This is a genomic window from Aldersonia sp. NBC_00410 (assembly GCF_026342035.1).
In the GTDB taxonomy this organism is placed as follows: domain Bacteria; phylum Actinomycetota; class Actinomycetes; order Mycobacteriales; family Mycobacteriaceae; genus Aldersonia.
Window position 1 is genome coordinate 25,557 of the sequence record NZ_JAPENM010000018.1, and the last position, 16,350, is coordinate 41,906.

Annotated in this window: 19 protein-coding genes; 18 read left to right on the forward strand and 1 reads right to left on the reverse strand. The window is 67.4% G+C overall.

Annotated elements, in window-relative coordinates:
- The first annotated feature begins 6 nt into the window (after positions 1–6).
- From OG921_RS26280 to dnaB, 18 genes are all read left to right on the forward strand, one after another.
- Entirely contained in the window at positions 7–975 is a 969-nt protein-coding gene (locus tag OG921_RS26280; protein WP_266115502.1) for a hypothetical protein, read from the forward strand.
- A complete protein-coding gene (locus tag OG921_RS26285; RefSeq protein ID WP_266115503.1) occupies positions 963–1,283 on the forward strand; it encodes a hypothetical protein in 321 nt (106 codons plus the stop codon). Before OG921_RS26280 ends, OG921_RS26285 begins: the two co-directional genes overlap by 13 nt.
- Positions 1,268–4,225 carry a DEAD/DEAH box helicase gene (locus OG921_RS26290; RefSeq protein ID WP_266115504.1) on the forward strand — a complete coding sequence of 986 codons (2,958 nt, stop codon included), beginning with the start codon at positions 1,268–1,270 and terminating at the stop codon, positions 4,223–4,225. The genes OG921_RS26285 and OG921_RS26290 overlap by 16 nt, the downstream gene beginning before the upstream one ends.
- A 2-nt stretch (positions 4,226–4,227) precedes the next feature.
- Positions 4,228–4,563 carry a helicase associated domain-containing protein gene (locus OG921_RS26295; protein WP_266115505.1) on the forward strand — a complete coding sequence of 112 codons (336 nt, stop codon included), beginning with the start codon at positions 4,228–4,230 and terminating at the stop codon, positions 4,561–4,563.
- A gap of 40 nt (positions 4,564–4,603) precedes the next feature.
- A complete protein-coding gene (locus tag OG921_RS26300) occupies positions 4,604–4,972 on the forward strand; it encodes a hypothetical protein (protein ID WP_266115506.1) in 369 nt (122 codons plus the stop codon).
- Positions 4,969–5,313 (forward strand): MazG nucleotide pyrophosphohydrolase domain-containing protein, encoded by a 345-nt coding sequence (locus OG921_RS26305; protein WP_266115507.1) that lies wholly within the window; start codon positions 4,969–4,971, stop codon positions 5,311–5,313. Before OG921_RS26300 ends, OG921_RS26305 begins: the two co-directional genes overlap by 4 nt.
- Positions 5,310–5,594 (forward strand): DUF3850 domain-containing protein, encoded by a 285-nt coding sequence (locus OG921_RS26310; protein ID WP_266115508.1) that lies wholly within the window; start codon positions 5,310–5,312, stop codon positions 5,592–5,594. Before OG921_RS26305 ends, OG921_RS26310 begins: the two co-directional genes overlap by 4 nt.
- Before the next feature lie 366 nt (positions 5,595–5,960).
- The gene (locus tag OG921_RS26315; RefSeq protein ID WP_266115509.1) at positions 5,961–6,239 is read left to right on the forward strand and encodes a hypothetical protein; all 279 of its coding nucleotides are present in this window, start codon (positions 5,961–5,963) and stop codon (positions 6,237–6,239) included.
- Positions 6,236–6,508: a hypothetical protein gene (locus OG921_RS26320; RefSeq protein WP_266115510.1), complete on the forward strand. Its 273-nt coding sequence runs from the start codon at positions 6,236–6,238 to the stop codon at positions 6,506–6,508. The genes OG921_RS26315 and OG921_RS26320 overlap by 4 nt, the downstream gene beginning before the upstream one ends.
- Positions 6,505–6,846, forward strand: a complete 342-nt coding sequence (locus OG921_RS26325; protein ID WP_266115511.1) for a hypothetical protein — start codon at positions 6,505–6,507, stop codon at positions 6,844–6,846. Before OG921_RS26320 ends, OG921_RS26325 begins: the two co-directional genes overlap by 4 nt.
- A 21-nt stretch (positions 6,847–6,867) precedes the next feature.
- The gene (locus tag OG921_RS26330; RefSeq protein ID WP_266115512.1) at positions 6,868–7,389 is read left to right on the forward strand and encodes a hypothetical protein; all 522 of its coding nucleotides are present in this window, start codon (positions 6,868–6,870) and stop codon (positions 7,387–7,389) included.
- Positions 7,386–9,152, forward strand: coding sequence for a DEAD/DEAH box helicase (locus OG921_RS26335; RefSeq protein ID WP_266115513.1), 1,767 nt, complete (start codon positions 7,386–7,388; stop codon positions 9,150–9,152). Before OG921_RS26330 ends, OG921_RS26335 begins: the two co-directional genes overlap by 4 nt.
- A gap of 105 nt (positions 9,153–9,257) precedes the next feature.
- A complete protein-coding gene (locus tag OG921_RS26340) occupies positions 9,258–10,208 on the forward strand; it encodes a DUF5131 family protein (protein ID WP_266115514.1) in 951 nt (316 codons plus the stop codon).
- A gap of 476 nt (positions 10,209–10,684) precedes the next feature.
- The gene (locus tag OG921_RS26345) at positions 10,685–11,113 is read left to right on the forward strand and encodes a hypothetical protein (protein ID WP_266115515.1); all 429 of its coding nucleotides are present in this window, start codon (positions 10,685–10,687) and stop codon (positions 11,111–11,113) included.
- A gap of 763 nt (positions 11,114–11,876) precedes the next feature.
- The gene (locus OG921_RS26350) at positions 11,877–13,529 is read left to right on the forward strand and encodes a replication protein (protein WP_266115516.1); all 1,653 of its coding nucleotides are present in this window, start codon (positions 11,877–11,879) and stop codon (positions 13,527–13,529) included.
- Positions 13,526–13,756 carry a glutaredoxin-like protein NrdH gene (gene nrdH, locus OG921_RS26355; protein WP_266115517.1) on the forward strand — a complete coding sequence of 77 codons (231 nt, stop codon included), beginning with the start codon at positions 13,526–13,528 and terminating at the stop codon, positions 13,754–13,756. Before OG921_RS26350 ends, nrdH begins: the two co-directional genes overlap by 4 nt.
- A gap of 12 nt (positions 13,757–13,768) precedes the next feature.
- Entirely contained in the window at positions 13,769–14,062 is a 294-nt protein-coding gene (locus tag OG921_RS26360; protein WP_266115518.1) for a hypothetical protein, read from the forward strand.
- Positions 14,059–15,441 carry a replicative DNA helicase gene (gene dnaB / locus OG921_RS26365; RefSeq protein ID WP_266115519.1) on the forward strand — a complete coding sequence of 461 codons (1,383 nt, stop codon included), beginning with the start codon at positions 14,059–14,061 and terminating at the stop codon, positions 15,439–15,441. The genes OG921_RS26360 and dnaB overlap by 4 nt, the downstream gene beginning before the upstream one ends.
- Before the next feature lie 119 nt (positions 15,442–15,560).
- Here the strand turns inward: dnaB and OG921_RS26370 are convergent, their stop codons facing one another.
- Complete coding sequence (locus OG921_RS26370) at positions 15,561–16,073, reverse strand: DUF2510 domain-containing protein (protein WP_266115520.1); 513 nt, start codon at positions 16,071–16,073, stop codon at positions 15,561–15,563.
- Positions 16,074–16,350 lie beyond the last annotated feature (277 nt).

Here is a 16,350-nt window from a genome sequence, read left to right on the forward strand (position 1 = left end):
GGCGGGGTGGCCGCCGAGCCGGCGGTTGGTGGTCGTGTGGACGGTGCTGTTACTGATCGCGGCCGCTTACTGGTTCGTGTGTTGGGGCCAGATCGGTTTGTGACGCAGCGGCTTTCGTATGAAAGGGATTCTTTGATGGGCAATTCTGTGACGTGCTTCGTCGATACCGAGACCGATGGGACGCATGAGCGTCGCCGGCCCTGGGAGATCGCGATCATCCGTCGCGATGGCGATGGTGAGCGATCGACGGTGATCACCGTGAAAGATCCGGATCTGGCGTTGGCGCAGCCGACAGGGCTTGCGGTGTCGCGGTTCTTCGAGCGCCACCCGCAATATCGGAAGTCGAGCGAATTCACTCGATGGACGGCTGTTGCCGCGCCGATCGGTGGCGGGGTCGTGGAGCTGCTCGTCGCGGAGGACGAGGCGGCGCGGCTGGTGCTCGAGTGGACGCGGGGCGCGCGGATCGTCGGGGTGGTCCCCAGCTTCGACACCGAGTGCCTGGCGGCGATGCTGCGCCGGCATGGGTTGGAGCCGGAGTGGCATTTTCAGCCTGTCGACGTGGCCGTGAAAACCGATGGGTGGCTTCGCGGGGTGTGCTGGGCGACGGGGTCGGCGTTTCCGCGGGACCTGAACGACGCGGAGGCCTTGTCGCGAGCGGTGGGTGTGCAGCCTCCTCCGACGTCCTTGCGGCACACGGCTTTCGGGGACGCCGAGTGGGTGCGGCGATGGTGGGATCGGTTGGATTCGGATCCGGGAGCCCCGGCGGGTGTTGGGGGCGTGGAGTCGTTGCGTGATGTCGCGGACCTGGTGGCGTCGGATCCGGAGACCGCGGGGGTGGAGCAGGTCCGCGTTGTGGCGAGCGCGTTGCTAGCGCGGATCGATGTGGCGGCCGGGCGGGCTGTTCCCGGTTTGCCGGTTGAGCGCGTGGCGTCTGGGGCTGATCCGGTACGGGAGGTGGCGCCATGGCCGTTTTGAGCGATACCCCCGGTGTTCTGCGTGGTGAGTCGACGTGGCATGGCGCTGTGGCGGTCTCGTCGGGCGGCTGGATTTCGACGTTGTTGCCGGGGCGCGTGCTGAGTCCGGGTGGTGCGGTGGTTGCGATGACGATCGCGGAGATCGTCGCGGCGCAGGGTCAGGCGTTGTGGGGGTCTCCCCCGCTTCCCGGGATGTGGGCGTTGTTGACGGAGTGGGCGCGGCGTCTGGATCTGAATGTCCTCGATGCCGTGATCCGGGCGGAGCAGCGTCCCGATTTGGGGGGTGGCTGGGTATGCCTGCCCTACTGACCAATTCGTCACGTGACAGAAGCGGGGAAGTGTTAGCGCCGCGCCACCACCAGGTGGCAGCACTGGATGCGTTGCGCACAACCCTGACCGATTCGACGCGCCGGGCGCAGCTGGTCATGCCGTGCGGATCCGGGAAGACCCTGATCGGGCGCTGGTTCGCCGAGCAGTCTCGTGCGGCGGTCACCGTCGTCGTGATGCCGACCCTCGGGTTGGTGGCGCAGACGCTGCAGGAGTGGAAGTCGACCGGCGACTGGTTCTTCGAGGCGCTGATCACGTGCTCGGATCCCGCCACCGCCGAGGGCGAACGCGAACGGGCCGGCGCGGACGGCGCGGATGTGCCGGTGCCGTTCTGGGCTGCGCACCGTGCCCGTGTGACCACGAGCTCCGGCGTGGTGGCGCAGCGGTTGGCCGGCCACTCCCCCGATCGGCCGCTGGTGATCTTCTCGACCTACCACTCGGCGCATGTCGTCGCGTCCGCGGTGCGGTCTGCAGGTGTTGTCGTCGATCTCATCATCGCCGATGAGGCACACCACCTGGCGGGCCGGCCGAACAAGACATTTCGGTGTGTGCTCGACGAAGGGTTCGCCGCGCGCAAGCGCGTGTTCATGACAGCCACCCCGGTGACTGCGTCGGCGGCCGCCGACGGCGCGGATGTCGATGATCGGTCGGCGCCGTTGTCGATGGACGACCGCACGATGTTCGGGCCGGTGGCTTACCGACTGGACCTTGGTTCGGCGATCGACATGGGCCTGCTGTCGGACTACCAGGTCGTCGTATTCGAAGCCACCGGTGAGGGTTTCGCGCCCGATGCGGTGTCGGCGTTGTCGGCCGCGGCGAGAGAAGGCCTGCATCGGGTGTTGAGCTTCCACGGCCGGGTATCGAAGGCGCGCGAGTTCGCGGCCTCGGTCGACGGGGTTCGGCTGCCCGATGGGCGGCGGGTCGTGGCGCGGGCGGTGGCGGGCACCGACAAGTCGGCCGCGCGCACGCAGGCGCTGGCGTTGCTGACCACGGCGGATCCGGACGAGCTCGTGGTGGTGGCCAGCGCGCGGTGCCTGTCGGAGGGGATCGACATTCCCGCCGTGGACGGGGTGCTGTTCGCGGATCCGAAAGGCTCCGATGTCGACATCGTGCAGTCGGTGGGGCGGGCGCTACGTACTGCTGTGGGTAAACGGGACGGTGTCGTGATGATCCCGGTCTGCATTCCGCCCGAGCTCGACGAGGACACCGCGTTGTCGACCGGGTCGTTCGCCGCGGTGTGGCGGATCTTGCGGGGTCTACGCTCGGCCGATCCTCGCCTCACCACCGGTTTGAAGGCCTTCGCGCGCGACCCGTCACGGCGCGGGACCCGTGACGGGTCGCGGCCGCCGCGCATCCGGTTCGACGTCGACGCCGTGGCGGTCGATCGGCTGGTTGCGCGGATGGTCGATTTCACCTCTGCTAGTTGGGATTCGAAGTTCTCGGAGCTGGTGTCTTTCGTTACCGGGCACGGGCATGCGCGGCCGCCGGCGGGCACGGCACTGGGTATGTGGTGCGCGCGTCAGCGAAGCGCGTATCAGCGGCGCATGCTGCCCGACGACCATGCGCGGGCGTTGCGGTCCCTGCCGGGGTGGGCGTGGGATCTGTCCGAGCAGCGTTGGGTCGAGCAGTGGAGTCAGGTGCACACCCAGGCGGTCCGCGCCGGCGGATTGCGGCTCACCGACCCCGACTTCGCGGCCACCGCGCTGGTGCCCAGGGAGCCCCGCTGCACCGTGAGCACCGTCGGACGCTGGTGCGCTTGGCAGCGTCAACTGGCGCGGCACAATGATCTGGACCAGTGGCGACGGACCAAGCTCGAGGAAATCCCCGGGTGGCGGTGGCGCATTGGCCCGGCCGGGGACGCGGCTGCGGTCGACCTGCTCGGCGAATACGTCGCGTGGAAGGGACACGCGAATCCACCGGCGGATTTCGTCGAGGACGATATCGCGTTGGGTCGCTGGCTCAATGAGGTGCGCAGACAACGCGCGACGGACCGACTGCCCCAGCCGCTGCTCGACGAGATCACCCTCGTGTGCCCGTCCAGCGGTGCCGGCGCGTTGCAGTGGTACCGCGGGGAGACGCTGTGGCTGCTCGGCCTGGAGGCGCTGCGGCAGTTCGCGTCCCGTGAAGGGCATTCGCGGGTGCCCTGCCAGCACGACGAAGAACTTGTCGACACGACTGTGCAGCTGTACGCGTGGTGCACCCGTCAGCGTCATCTGTATCGGCATGGGCAGCTCATCGAGGTGCGGGCACGGATGGTCGCCGCGGTCCGCGGGTGGCAGTGGGAACGGCAGCCCGCGCCGCGGGTGCTGCTCGATATCGGTGACGCCCGCCACGGCTCGCGGACGGGGTATGTGAAGGGGTGCCGCTGCGATGAGTGCACGAAGGCCAACACGCAGGAGGCAGCCGAACGTGCGGCGCGGGCCGCGGCTGGTGTGCACTCCACGGACTGGGTCGACGCACGGCGCGCACGGGGCCGGCTGCGGGTCATGGCGGGCCAAGGCGCGCAGCAGAAGGTCCTGGCCCGGGCAGCTGGGGTGAACGTCAAGACCATTCAGGGCTTGTTGTCGGGGACGACGATGCGGATCCATCCCGAGACCGAGGAACGTGTCTGTGCGCTGACGATGGCGGACGTGCGCGCCGCAGCCGAGCCCGGCACCTACGTCGACGCGGGCCCGACGTGGGTGCTGCTCGACGACATGATCGGGCGTGGCTGGCCGAAGTCGTGGATCGCGCACGAACTTGGCCACGGCACGGGTCTACAGATGAGCCACGGGCAGGTCACCGCGGGCAATGCCACGCGTGTCGCGGAGCTGGCGGCGCGCCTCGGTGACCTCACTCCCCCGCCCCGGTCAGGTCGCCGGGCGACGCCGCCCCTGAACGAGATCCTCGCCGCACTCGGCGAACGCGACGAGGAGGTCGCCTAGTCATGTCGAACCCCAGCGCCGGTGCCGCGGTGAGCAGCAGCACCGCCCCACAGATCTCGGCACACGCGCTGCGCGCGCATCGGCAGCAGGTGTGGAAGGTGCGCGTTGCGCGCTGGATGACCGGGTACCACGCCGAGCACGGCCACTACCAGTTACCGCGCCGATATCGCGCGGTTGCCGGTGACGCGCTGGGCAAACGGCTCGATAACCAGCACACCGCGCACGCGGTCGTCGCGCTGTCCGCAGCCCGGGTCGCACTCCTCGAAGCGCTACCGGGGTTCGTGTGGCGCCAAGCCGTTGTTGACACCGGCCTGCCGGTTCGGCGGAGCGCGGCATGACCGCGGCGCAGCGTGGCGAGTATGCGGGCGGGCAGGCGTGATGGCCGCGAAAAGCGCTGGAGTGGTGTACCTGATCCATTTCGACAGGCCCTACAAGCACGCGCGGCACTACCTCGGCTTCACCAACGATCTGGCGGCACGGATGGACGAGCACGGAAGCGGTCGCGGCGCGCGTTTGATGGCCGTGATCACGGAGGCGGGGATCGGCTGGGAGCTCGCGCGGACCTGGACGGGGTCGCGCGGGCGGGAGAGGCAGTTGAAGCGGCAGGGCGGTGCGTCTCGCGCGTGTCCGTGCTGCGGTGTCAGGCCGCGTGGTTCGCGTTTCGCCGGCGGCGGCGATGGGCGGATCCGCAGCGGGCGCGACGCAAATCCAGGACAGGTGTCGGCAGCGGAAGGAGCGCGGGTGTGACCACAACAATTCGGGACACGGTGACCGCAGAGGTGACCGACGATGTGCCGGACACGGCAACCACTCTGCGGGCTCTGGATCCCCTGTCCGTCGCTGCGGGGAAGCACCTCGACCACCTGCGGGTGGCGCGAGTCGATTGGATCCGGGTGACCAAGGTCGCCGAGGAAGCCGGGGAGGTCGTGGGCGCGCTTATCAAGCTGCAGGAGGGGCGGGCCGAGTTCGAGGACGTCCGTTCAGAACTCGGCGATGTGTTTCTCGCTGCGCTCGCCGCGGCCGATCAGCTGGGGCTGCGACCCTCCGACGTGGTCGCCGACCGGTGGAAGGTGGTGTCGACGCGATGAGCACCGCGACACCACCGGCCGTGGCGGGGACAGTGCACGATCTGCGGGTGCGGCCCGAGGAGTTCCGGTCGGTCGACACCGGCGGTAGAAGTGTCGAGTTGCGTTGGGACGCGGGATACAACGTGGGCGATGTTCTGCTGCTGCGGGAGTGGAGTTGCCGCGGTGTCTACACCGGCCGTGAATGCCGGCGGGTGGTGACGCACATCGTGCGTGGAACGGACGGTATCGCGCCCGGCTGGGTGGCGCTGTCGATCGGCGTGGCGGCGGAGCGTGCGCGGTGAAAGTCCGGTCGGCGGCGCCGAACCGGCGCCCGAAGTCGGCTGCCGACTGGGGTCGGATCGTGGATTCCTACTATGCGCGCCGCGCCCGAAACGGTGCGGTGGTGCAACCGAATTGGGCGGTGTTCGCGGTGCGGCACGGTTCGGGCGGTGAGTGCGAGCGTGGGGCGGAGCGGGCGGGAGGGTTGGGGCGCCGCGTACATCGCACGCCGGTTGCGGGTCACAGTCCCGAGCGTGACTGCGTTGGACACGGCCGGCGCAGCAGTGCATCAGCTGGAGTTCGGATCCGTCGAATCGTCCGTGGTCGTTGACGGTTCCCCAACTGTCTTCGCTGCGTTTCGGCAGGGCCAAGCACGGAAGGAACAGATTATGAGACGCAGATGTGTGCGCGGAGATCGGGGATTGCTCCTCGATCTAGCCGATGCACGGGCCGATGCCGCACTGTGGCAGCACCGGGCCACGCAACAGACCACAACGCTGAAATCAGTGGCGTCCACGCTTGCCGATATCGAACGGAACCTGCTGGCCGCACAGGCCACACCGGAGCTGTTGCACCGAGCGAGGCAGATGAGCCGGGAAGCGGCGCAGCGCATCCGGGACCTGCTCACCGAGCCCGAACCGGCGACGACGACGGGATCGGTGTCATGAGCACCGCCCTTGCTGTCGGCCGCGGCCTCACCGAAATTGCTGCTGACGCGGTCGTCGCATCGATAGTGCTGGCGTTCTCCACGCGTAAGCGCCTGATGGCGCGGCGTCGCACTCCGGCACAGACCCGCAGTGCACGCTCCACCCGCGCGGCGCGCACCGGTCTGATCCTCACGCCCGACAAACGCGGCCACACCGACCTGCTCGGCGATGTGAGCGCTGCCGCCGCAGTTCGTGGCGGGTCACCACAGGACCCGGAGGCGCGACCGTGACCGGCGTCGCCGACGAGCTCGCTGCGCACAAGGCGCGCATCGACCGCAAATACGCGGTTCGTGGCAGCCGCGACGAGGCGGTGGCCGCTGTTTGCGCGGCCGAGCGCGGTACGCCGGTGTGGCTGCTGATCGGTCCCGACGGTGACATCGACGGCTACCACGCCTACCGAGTGAACGGGTGGGACAGCGTAGAGAACGTGTGGCGTTCCTTCGAGCCGCGCAAGGGTGACCGCGAGGCGCTTCAGCGCGCGGGTTGGACCGTTCGACGCGACGACGCGGACGGTACCGGGATGGCGACGTTTCGGGCGGCCGATGTCACCGGGTTCGGATTCGACTAGCGGCGAACGAAAGGGCTTGGTATGAGCGGATTCGATTCCCGAGCAACCAACTTCGGCGACCAGTGGGGGTTCGGCCCGGACTCCCGGGGCGTGGAGGTTGCCCGGACGGATGTGGAACTCGCCGCGGCACCATTGCCGGGCGTGCCGGTATCGACGGTCGGCGTGCCTACTCCCCCGGTGGCCACCGAGCTCGATGCGCTTGTCGCGGTGCTGTGCGGATTCGCTCATCGGGGGGCGGACGAGTACGCGATCCAGGAATCGGTGCAGCGGGCGCTTCACGCGCAGGGTGTGCGGTTCGAGCGGGAGGTGCGGTTGTCTGCGACGGACCGGGTCGACTTCCTGGTTTCGGGAGCCATTGCGGTCGAGGTGAAGACCGCCGGAAAGCAGCTTCGTGTCGTTCGCCAGCTGCAGCGTTACGCCGGCCACGGCCGCGTTGCCGCAGTGGTGCTCGCATCTACCCGGATCGCGCTGGTGGCCGGTCTGCCCCGCGTGCTGGCGGGTAAACCCGTTGTCGGGGTTGTATTGCCGGGTGGTGTGCTGTGAGCCCCGCGGCGCGGCTGGCGGGCACGCTGCGGTGGGTCGGGTCGGATCCTGGCTGGTGGCAGGTCGATGCGGAGCCGGACGTGATGGTCCGATTGAAGCGGGTCTTCCCGCGGGTACAGGGGACTCGTTCCGGCGCGTTCCGCATCGCGGCGACCGACGAGGTCGCACGTGACCTGGAATGGGTGATGTCGCGGTGGCGGCTGAAGGCCTCGCGCGCCGATCTCAACCGGCTGCGGAAGGGATGTGAGCAGCACCGCCGGCGGGAGGCTGCGGTGCTGGCTGTCCTCGATGGCCAGGCACGCACGCGCGGCACGGAGGGGTGGGTGCGTTCGGCGGTCCAGTTGCGGCCGTATCAGTTGCAGGCGCGGGATCTTGTGCATGCGACGCGTGGAGCGTTGATCGTCGATGACCTGGGCCTGGGCAAGACTGCGTCGGGGCTGTCGGTGCTAGAGGATCCTGCTGCTCGCCCGGCGTTGGCGGTCACGTTGACGGCGCTGCCGAAGCAGTGGTTGCGGGAGCTGGCGAAGTTCTACCCCGACTTGTCCGGGTTCGAGATCACCACACGCACACCGCTACCCGCGGACGGTTCGGGCCCCGGTCAGGATGGGTTGTTCGAAGTTGACGGTGCACCACAGCTGCCCGATGCGGACCTGTATGTGATGAATTACGCGAAGCTGCAGAAGTGGCAGCATCACCTGGCCGGGCGGGTACGTACGGTGATCTTCGACGAGGCTCAGGAGTTGCGGCGCTTCGACAGCGAGAAGTACCGTGCAGCCGCGCACATCGCCGGGAAGGCCGACTACACAGCTGGTTTGACGGGGACGCCGTGCTACAACTTCGGTGGCGAGCTGTACAACATCCTGGACGTGTTGCGGCCGGGTTCGCTCGGCAGCCGTGACGAGTTCGCGCGGGAGTGGTGCAAGCTCAGCTTCGGCCTGGATCAGAAGACGCGGATCGCCGATCCGGACGCGTTCCGTACCCATCTTCGAGCGCAAGGGCTGATGTTGCGCCGGACCCGGGCCGACGTCGGGGTTCATCTGCCGCCGATCGAGACGATCGAGCAGTACGTGCCGTCGGATGCAAGCGTTCTCGAACGCATCGACGGTGACGCGGTCGAGATGGCGCGGCTGATTCTCGATCAGACGGCGAACCACCAGCAGCGGTGGCAGGCGGCCGGCGACCTGGACTGGCGGATGCGGCAGGGCACCGGGATCGCGAAGGCCCCGTTCGTCGCCGACTTCGTGAAACTGCTGCTCGAGACCGAGCAACGGATACTGCTGTTCGGCTGGCACCGTGCGGTGTACGACCTGTGGCTGGAGAGGCTGGCCGGGTTCGGGCCGCGGCTGTTCACCGGCACCGAGTCCCCTGCGGCCAAGCAACGCGCGATCGACGAGTTCACCGGCGGTGAGTGCCGGGTCCTGATCATGTCGCTGCGTTCGGGCGCCGGGATCGACGGTCTTCAAGGGGCCACGTCGACGGTGGTGTTCGGAGAACTCGACTGGTCCCACGGAGTGCACCGTCAGTGCATCGGTCGCGTCGCGCGTCCCGGACAAACCAGAGGCGTTTCGGCCTACTTCTGCTGCACGGACGCCGGCGCGGATCCCGTGATGATCGATGTCCTGAATCTCAAGGCCATGGAAACCGACGCCATCGTCGACGCCGTGCGGGATACGACGCTGAATCCGGTCACCAACACCGAGCGCGTCAAACTTCTCGCCCGCGCGGTCCTGGACCGACGCACCGACACCGAGGGCGTCGCATGACAACGATCCGGACAGGTTCGAACGCCTGCGTGCGCGATCGGCAACGGGGCGAGTCGAGGCGGCATGCGGAGCGTGCCCGCTCAATACGGCGGGGAGACAACACTGATGGGTGACACAACGGCGATCAGCTGGTGCTCGCACACGTTCAATCCCTGGTGGGGCTGCAGCAGAACGTCCCGGGGATGTCAACATTGTTATGCTGCAACACTTTCGAACCGTTGGGGTTTCGACCTGTGGCAACGCCAGGGCCCGCGGAAGCTTATGTCGGAATCGTACTGGAAGAGGCCGCTCGCGTGGAACCGGGCGGCGGAACGGGCGGGTGTGCCCGCGACCGTGTTCGCCGCGTCGATGGCCGACGTGTTCGAGATCCATCCGAGGGAGGAGGTGAACGGGCTCCTCGATGGCGCGCGGGCTCGGCTGTGGGACTTGATCGATTCCACGCCGTTCCTGATCTGGATGTTGTTGAGCAAGCGCATCGAGAATGCGGCCGCGTTGGTGCCGTGGGGGCGGCAGTGGCCTTCGAACGTGTGGCTGGGGACGTCGGTGGAGGATGCGGAGCGGGCCGAGGAACGCCTTCCGGTGTTGGCGTCGCTGCCGGCCGCGGTGAGGTTCGCCAGCTGCGAGCCGCTGGTCGGTGGGCTGGATCTGCGTCCCTGGTTGAGCGGCGGATTGGATTGGGTCATCACGGGCGGTGAGAGCGGCCCCGGCGCCGCTGCGGCGCATCCGGATTGGTTTCGCGCGATCCGTGATCATTGCGTGGAGTTCTCGGTGCCGCTGCACCACAAGCAGAACGGCATGTTCGTCGCCGATGCACCGGTGTACGGAGCCGGTGAAAGCGAAGCGGATTGGGATCCCGACGCCCTCGACGTCGGCGGGAAGGGGTGCGTGGTGAATCTCGACGGGAGTGTGCCGGCCAGTTGGGACTCACACCATCTGGAGGTGCGGGAAGTACCGAGGGCAGGCGCATGGTCCATGCGTCGCGTCGCACGAGCCTGCGCGGCGGGAAGACTCCTCGACGGACGAGTCTGGGACGAGCGGCCTCGGGTGATGGCATGAAGGTTGCCGACGAGCGGTTGGGGCACTGCGGAAATCACGTTGATCGTGCCGCTCGCGTGTCGCCGATGTTGCGCCGCGACGACCAGGCGGTGAACGTGCTCGCCGCGCGTTGGACTCGAGATCGGTTGCACCGCTGCCCCGGTGGCTGCGGGTCCGCGGTGCCGGCGACGCAGTTTTCGTGCAGTCCGTGCTGGAAGCGTTTGCCCTGGGCGATCCAGCGCGATATCAGGGCAGCGCTGCCACGCGAAGTCGGTGATCCGAGCCGGTTGCGGGCGTGGGTGTCCGGAACGCGGTACCTGAACGGAGGAGAATGATGACTCGGTGCGCCGTCTCGAGTTTGGCCAAATCTAATGGGCGTGTCAGCACCAAAATTGGCCAAACTCGAGGAAACATCAACGGGTATGACGACCGAGACCGAATCCCGAGGACCTGGGCGGCCTGCTCGCGTAGGCGAGTATCGGCCCGTGGGTGGGAAGGTGCCCAAGCGCCTGGCCGACCTTGTGAACGCACCGGTCGGCAAAGGCAAGGCCTTTCGGTGGAAGACGACGCGCATCATCAGCCTTCTCGAAGCCGGGGTGGAGTACGAGGCCTCGCTGGCGGAGCGAGATCCCATGCAGTGGCGGCGGATCCGTTCGATGTACACGGGTCGGCTCGAGTACTACTGCGTGGAAATTCCGGAGGATCTGGCGAAGGCGGTGCTAGAGCCGGTCGACGACGCCGATCCCGCGGCACCGAGCCGTACGGATCGGCTTATCGAGCTGCTGCACTACGGCTTGCGGGCGGATCCGCATACGCGGTTGCTGCGGCGCAAGAATCGTCCGTTGGATCAGGCGGAGCTGGATCTGACCGTCGGCGGGGACACGCAGCCCTCTGCCGATCGGTCGGAATACGCGGCGACAGGTTAGTCCAGACAAACGAACACCCCCTCAGCTTGGCGGCCCGGGGGGTGTTCCGTGGAGTCCAATACCCAGCAGGAGGATTGAATCCGATGCCCAGTGTAGGGGTAATACGGGGAATTGCGGTAGAGCCGCGCCGATACGCGCCGAGTCAGTTCACGATGTCGCTGCCGCGTTCGGCGCCCCCCGATGACCTGCGACGACGACACGTCCCCCTTCCTGGGTTCACTGGCATGCCTGGCGACAGCGACGCACGCGGTGTCACCCCTCCCCCGGCGCGCGCGCATTTCGAGTCACATCGAACGGTCCAGCGGGCCGGCCGACGCGTCCACACGTTGAGCGCCGTCGGCGTGCCCGCCATTTGCTGTGGCCGGAAGTTGCTTTTGCCCAACAGTTTTCCCTCGCCGACACCGGTGACGGGACCCGTCGATTCGAGGAATGGTGATGCCGCACTGCGCTAGGCCACCAGCCGGCGCTCGACAGCCAACTCAATAACCGACCGACACGGTCTGGGCAGCACGAAACCACTGGCAGGTGGTTTCGCGTGGATCTTTTTCGGCCTCTTGCAGGCTACGAGGTTCCGCTCGCGTTGCGTTCGGGGGATGGCAGTCCCCCGAACCGGGGTTTTCCGTGTCCTCACCATGAAAGGACGGCGCACCGCATGCGCGCGTCTCAGGGTAGTTCGCGCTTCAATTCAAATCCAGTCGAGGGGATCACCCGGACATCACAATCGGGGATCGCTTGCGACGGTGGTCCCACTGTTGGGGCTAGGATGCGGCCGCCGGGTCCGTTGAATCGGCGGATCCGGATCCGCTTTGCCGATTCTCGGGGCGTTGAGCAGCGGGTTCGTGCCGATGTCCCCAAGGACCTGTCCGAAACGCCGCGTGCTGTCCTTGCAGCGGTATTGCGCATGTTGTGCGGATATCACCGCGTCCGCGACGACAGGATCAGTGTTCGCCAGCTGATCGAGTTGTGCCGCGGCGGTGGCTATGCCGTCGACGAGCAGGCCGTGCGGGCCGCTCTCGACAGTTTGCACCGCGCCGAGCTCCTGGTGTGCTTCCCTGCGGCGCAGTACCGGCGATCCTGCGTCGGCCTCGCGATTCACGAACGACACCTCGCCGGCGTCGAGCCCCTGGCGCGCAACGACACCTCGATCCCGGTGGCGGCCGATACTCCTCCGGTCCCCGGCCCGGAGCATGCCGATCCGGATGCCCACTGGGACAGCATGGTCTCGGCCGCGGCCGCCGCGGTCGAGAAGATCGAGGAACTCAACGAGGCCCAGCGTGGCGCCTCGTGGGCTCGGCCCGTCGATCCGGCCGCACAATCGGCCGTACCCGTCTGGACCGGGCGCACAGCCTGGTTGGAGCAGGTCCGCACGGTGCTCGGCACCGACGCCGGGATACGTGCGCTGGGCGCGCAGCAGCTGAGCGCGCGGCGCTGCCTGCTCGTCGCCGACGCGATGGCTGCCTGCGCGCAAACCCGCACTGGCAGAGGTGTTACGGCGGCGGTCGAAACGATCGCGGGGAAGGCCGCGGTCAGCAAGGCCACCGCCAAGCGGGCACGGCGGGTGCTGCGGGCGATCGGGATGGCCGTCGAGATGGTGATCGGCGGCTGGCTGTCCACGATCGAGCGTCAGGCCGCGGAGGCCCACCACGGCGGCCGCCAGATCGCCGTAGGCAGCGTGTGGCACCTGACCAGCCCCGGACCTGTTGTCGCCGCGACCGCTGTTGCGCCCGTGTCGCGTCCGCGACGATCGGCCTCGCGCGGCCGGGTTCGTTCCGTCTCCCGGATCGCCGGTGCTGCCCGCGGCCAGGGGAAACGCCGTGCTGACCCCCTAAGCTCTTCGAGCTTGTTTGGTCGGTCTTCTTCTTTTGATCTGTCCTCACCCACGCGCGAACGCGCGGGCAAAGTTACATCCCCGGACAGCACACGATCGATCGGCTGCCAGAAAGCCGCTGCCGAGCTGCTCCGGCACTGCCCCACCTTGGACAATCCCCGACTGCATATCGGCGCCGTCTGCGATCTCCTGGCCGAATTCGGGCTCGACGACGGCCGTTGGTCCGGACGTGAAATCGCCGCGGAACTTACGCGCGACACCGTGAGCCGAGGCTGGGTATGGCCGAAGAAGGTCAGCGCCCCCGTTCCGTTTCTGCGTTGGCGCCTCGCACGCATCGACTGGAATCGTCTGTCCCCCAGTGAAGCCGCGGAGCTCACCGCCCAGAAACGAGCCGAACAGCAGGCCATGGAGGCCGCGGCCCGTGCGGCCGCACCACCGCCGGCCACTGCCGAACACGTCCGACGGATCTGCGAGGAGTACCGCCGGGCACACCCACCGACCGGCCGCTACCTGGTCGGTAGAGGTCCCACACCGCTCTCGGTTCGCCAGTCCCGTCCTGTTTCCCCCTCCCGGAAGGAATCCCAATGATCACCGTTTACACCAGGCCCGCCTGCGTCCAGTGCACGGCGACCTTCACCGCGCTGAACAAGGCCGGCATCGACTACGAGTCGATCGACATCTCCGAGGACCCCGTGGCTCGCGACCGCGTGATGGCCCTCGGATACCTGCAGGCCCCCGTAGTGGTTGCCGGGGACGTGCACTGGTCGGGCTTCCGGCCGGACCGGATTTCTACGCTTGCGAATACGGCAGCGTGAGAGGACGCGACGATGAACATCACCATCAAACCCGGTGACCAGGTTGCGTTCTCGACTCTCGACGACCGCCTGCACAAAGGTTACGTCCAAGCCGGCCTCGCACGTGGCTACGAGGTTGTCACCACCGGTGAAGGCACCCCGCATGCCGCGGCTCCTCAACGCACACTCCGCGCGAACGATCGTCGTTCGAGAGTCCGCCGGCTACGCGGAGGTGCCGTCGTGATGTACCCAAACATGCAGGTCACCGTCGGCAGCGCGGGGCCCGCGCCGGTCCACTACCTCCAGGTTCGGTGGGCCGAGACATGACCACAACGGAGAGGCGTACTCCGCGAACCGCGCCGGAAGCCGACGACGACGGCCAGTGGGGCCGGCAGCCGCCGCAAGACCTGGTCGCCGAGCAGTCGGTACTCGGCGGGATGCTGTTGTCGAAGGACGCGATCGCCGACGTCGTCGAAGAACTCCGGTCCACCGACTTCTACCGTCCCGCGCACCAGACCGTATTCGATGCCGTCCTGGACCTCTACGGGCGTGGTGAGCCGGCAGATCCGGTGACCGTGGCCGCCGAGCTGGACCGCCGCGGCGCGTTGACCAGGGTGGGCGGGGCCGCGTACCTGATCACGCTGGTCCAGACCGTCCCGACAGCCGCCAACGCCGGCTACTACGCCGGCATCGTCGCGGAGAAGGCCGTACTCCGGCGCCTCGTCGAGGCCGGCACACGGATCGTCCAGTACGGGTACGCCGGCGGTGACGGTCAGGACGTCGACGACGTCGTCGACCGGGCGCAGGCCGAGATCTTCGACGTCGGCGCCGACCGCACATCCGGGGATACGCTGTCGCTGGCCGAGCTGCTGCAGCCCGCGATCGACGAGCTCGAAGCAGTCCAGGGCAACGGTGGTCTCGCCGGCGGTGTACCGACTGGGTTCGCCGACCTCGACCACGTCACCACAGGCCTGAAAGCAGGCCAGCTCATCACCGTGGCAGGCAGGCCTGGCATGGGGAAATCCACGCTAGCAACCGATTTCATGCGTTCATGCTCCATCAAGCACGGGATGGGCAGCGTCTTGTTTTCCTTGGAGATGAGCCGCAGCGAGATCGTGATGCGGCTGCTGTCCGCGGAATCGAACGTCAAATTGGCCGATATGCGCGCCGGGCGAATGAGCGACGACGACTGGGCGCGACTCGCGCGCACCGTCGGCAAGATCAACGACGCGCCGCTCTACATCGATGACTCCCCCAATCTGACGATGACCGAGATCCGGGCGAAGGCCCGTCGGCTAAAGCAGCAGCACAACATTCGGCTCGTCGTCATCGACTACCTACAGCTGATGACCTCGGGGAAGAAGGTCGAGTCGCGCCAGCAGGAGGTATCGGAGTTCTCACGGCAGCTCAAGCTGCTCGCCAAGGAACTGGAGGTGCCCGTCGTCGCAGTCAGCCAGCTCAACCGGGGCCCAGAGCAGCGCACGGATCGCCGGCCCATGGTGTCGGATCTACGCGAGTCCGGCAGCATCGAACAGGATAGTGACCTGGTGATCCTCGTCCACCGTCCCGACGCCTACGATCGAGACGACCCGCGCGCCGGCGAAGCAGACCTCATTTTGGCGAAGCATAGAGGTGGCCCCCCGGGCGTTTTCACTGTCTGTCACAGGTTGCACGTGGCCCAGTTCGCGGACATGGCACGTCACTGACCAGCCTAAATGGCACGTCCCCCAGGTACGCGCCGAGGACGACGAATCAAGTAGAGCACGTGCTGACAAGTGTGTCGTTAGAGACGGATTCACTGAACAGGCGGCCGCTCACCGCACGGTCAGACGCTCATCCGGTTTCGGATCAGCCGTACCGACTCGTCCGACAAAGAGGCGGTCTCCCCGAAGTAGCCTGCTGCTTCGACGAATACCACCGTGCCGTGGATGGCGGCGCCGTATCCCAGGATTCGCGCGGCAACTGGATTGACCGGCAGGTCGTTGAGTAGGCCCTCGTCGTCAAAGAATGCTGTTAGCTTGTTTCCGCTTTCCAGCACCACATGGCGATAATCGGCATGATCGCATCCGATTTGGCTGCGGAGCTCACGACTGAACGTATCGTCGTGAACCAGCTCTATGAAGGTGGCCGTGCCGTCCGGGCTCAAGCGCAGTGCCACGACGATGTTCGGTTCTGTCGCAGCAACTACCTCCTGGCCCGGGCCACCCCAAGCAGGTGCCCCTGTGACGCCGGCCGGCGTAGGCGAGGGGTGAATCCAGCTGGTCCATTGCAGTCCGTCCCACCAACGCAGCTCCGCTTGGACCCACGGATCGGAATACCACCCCGGCGATGCAGTCATCTTGAGCCCCTCGAAACGAACACCTGCAATCCCGACTTGACTCTACCGTCAGCTCACACCACCGGACCGATACGACATCCCGGTGACTGAAGTCGCCAGACTGTGCGCGGCAGCCCTTGCCGGCACCTCCCGTATTGCACTGGCCACAGCCGCGCTCGGCACGGGCGTCCTCGTCTGGGGCGCACGTTGCGTGGTGAGATCCCGCCAAAGCGTGTCGGCCCGTGATCTGGGACCGTGAATTCCGTGGCAGGCCGGACAGCCGGAGTCCCCTGCCCTG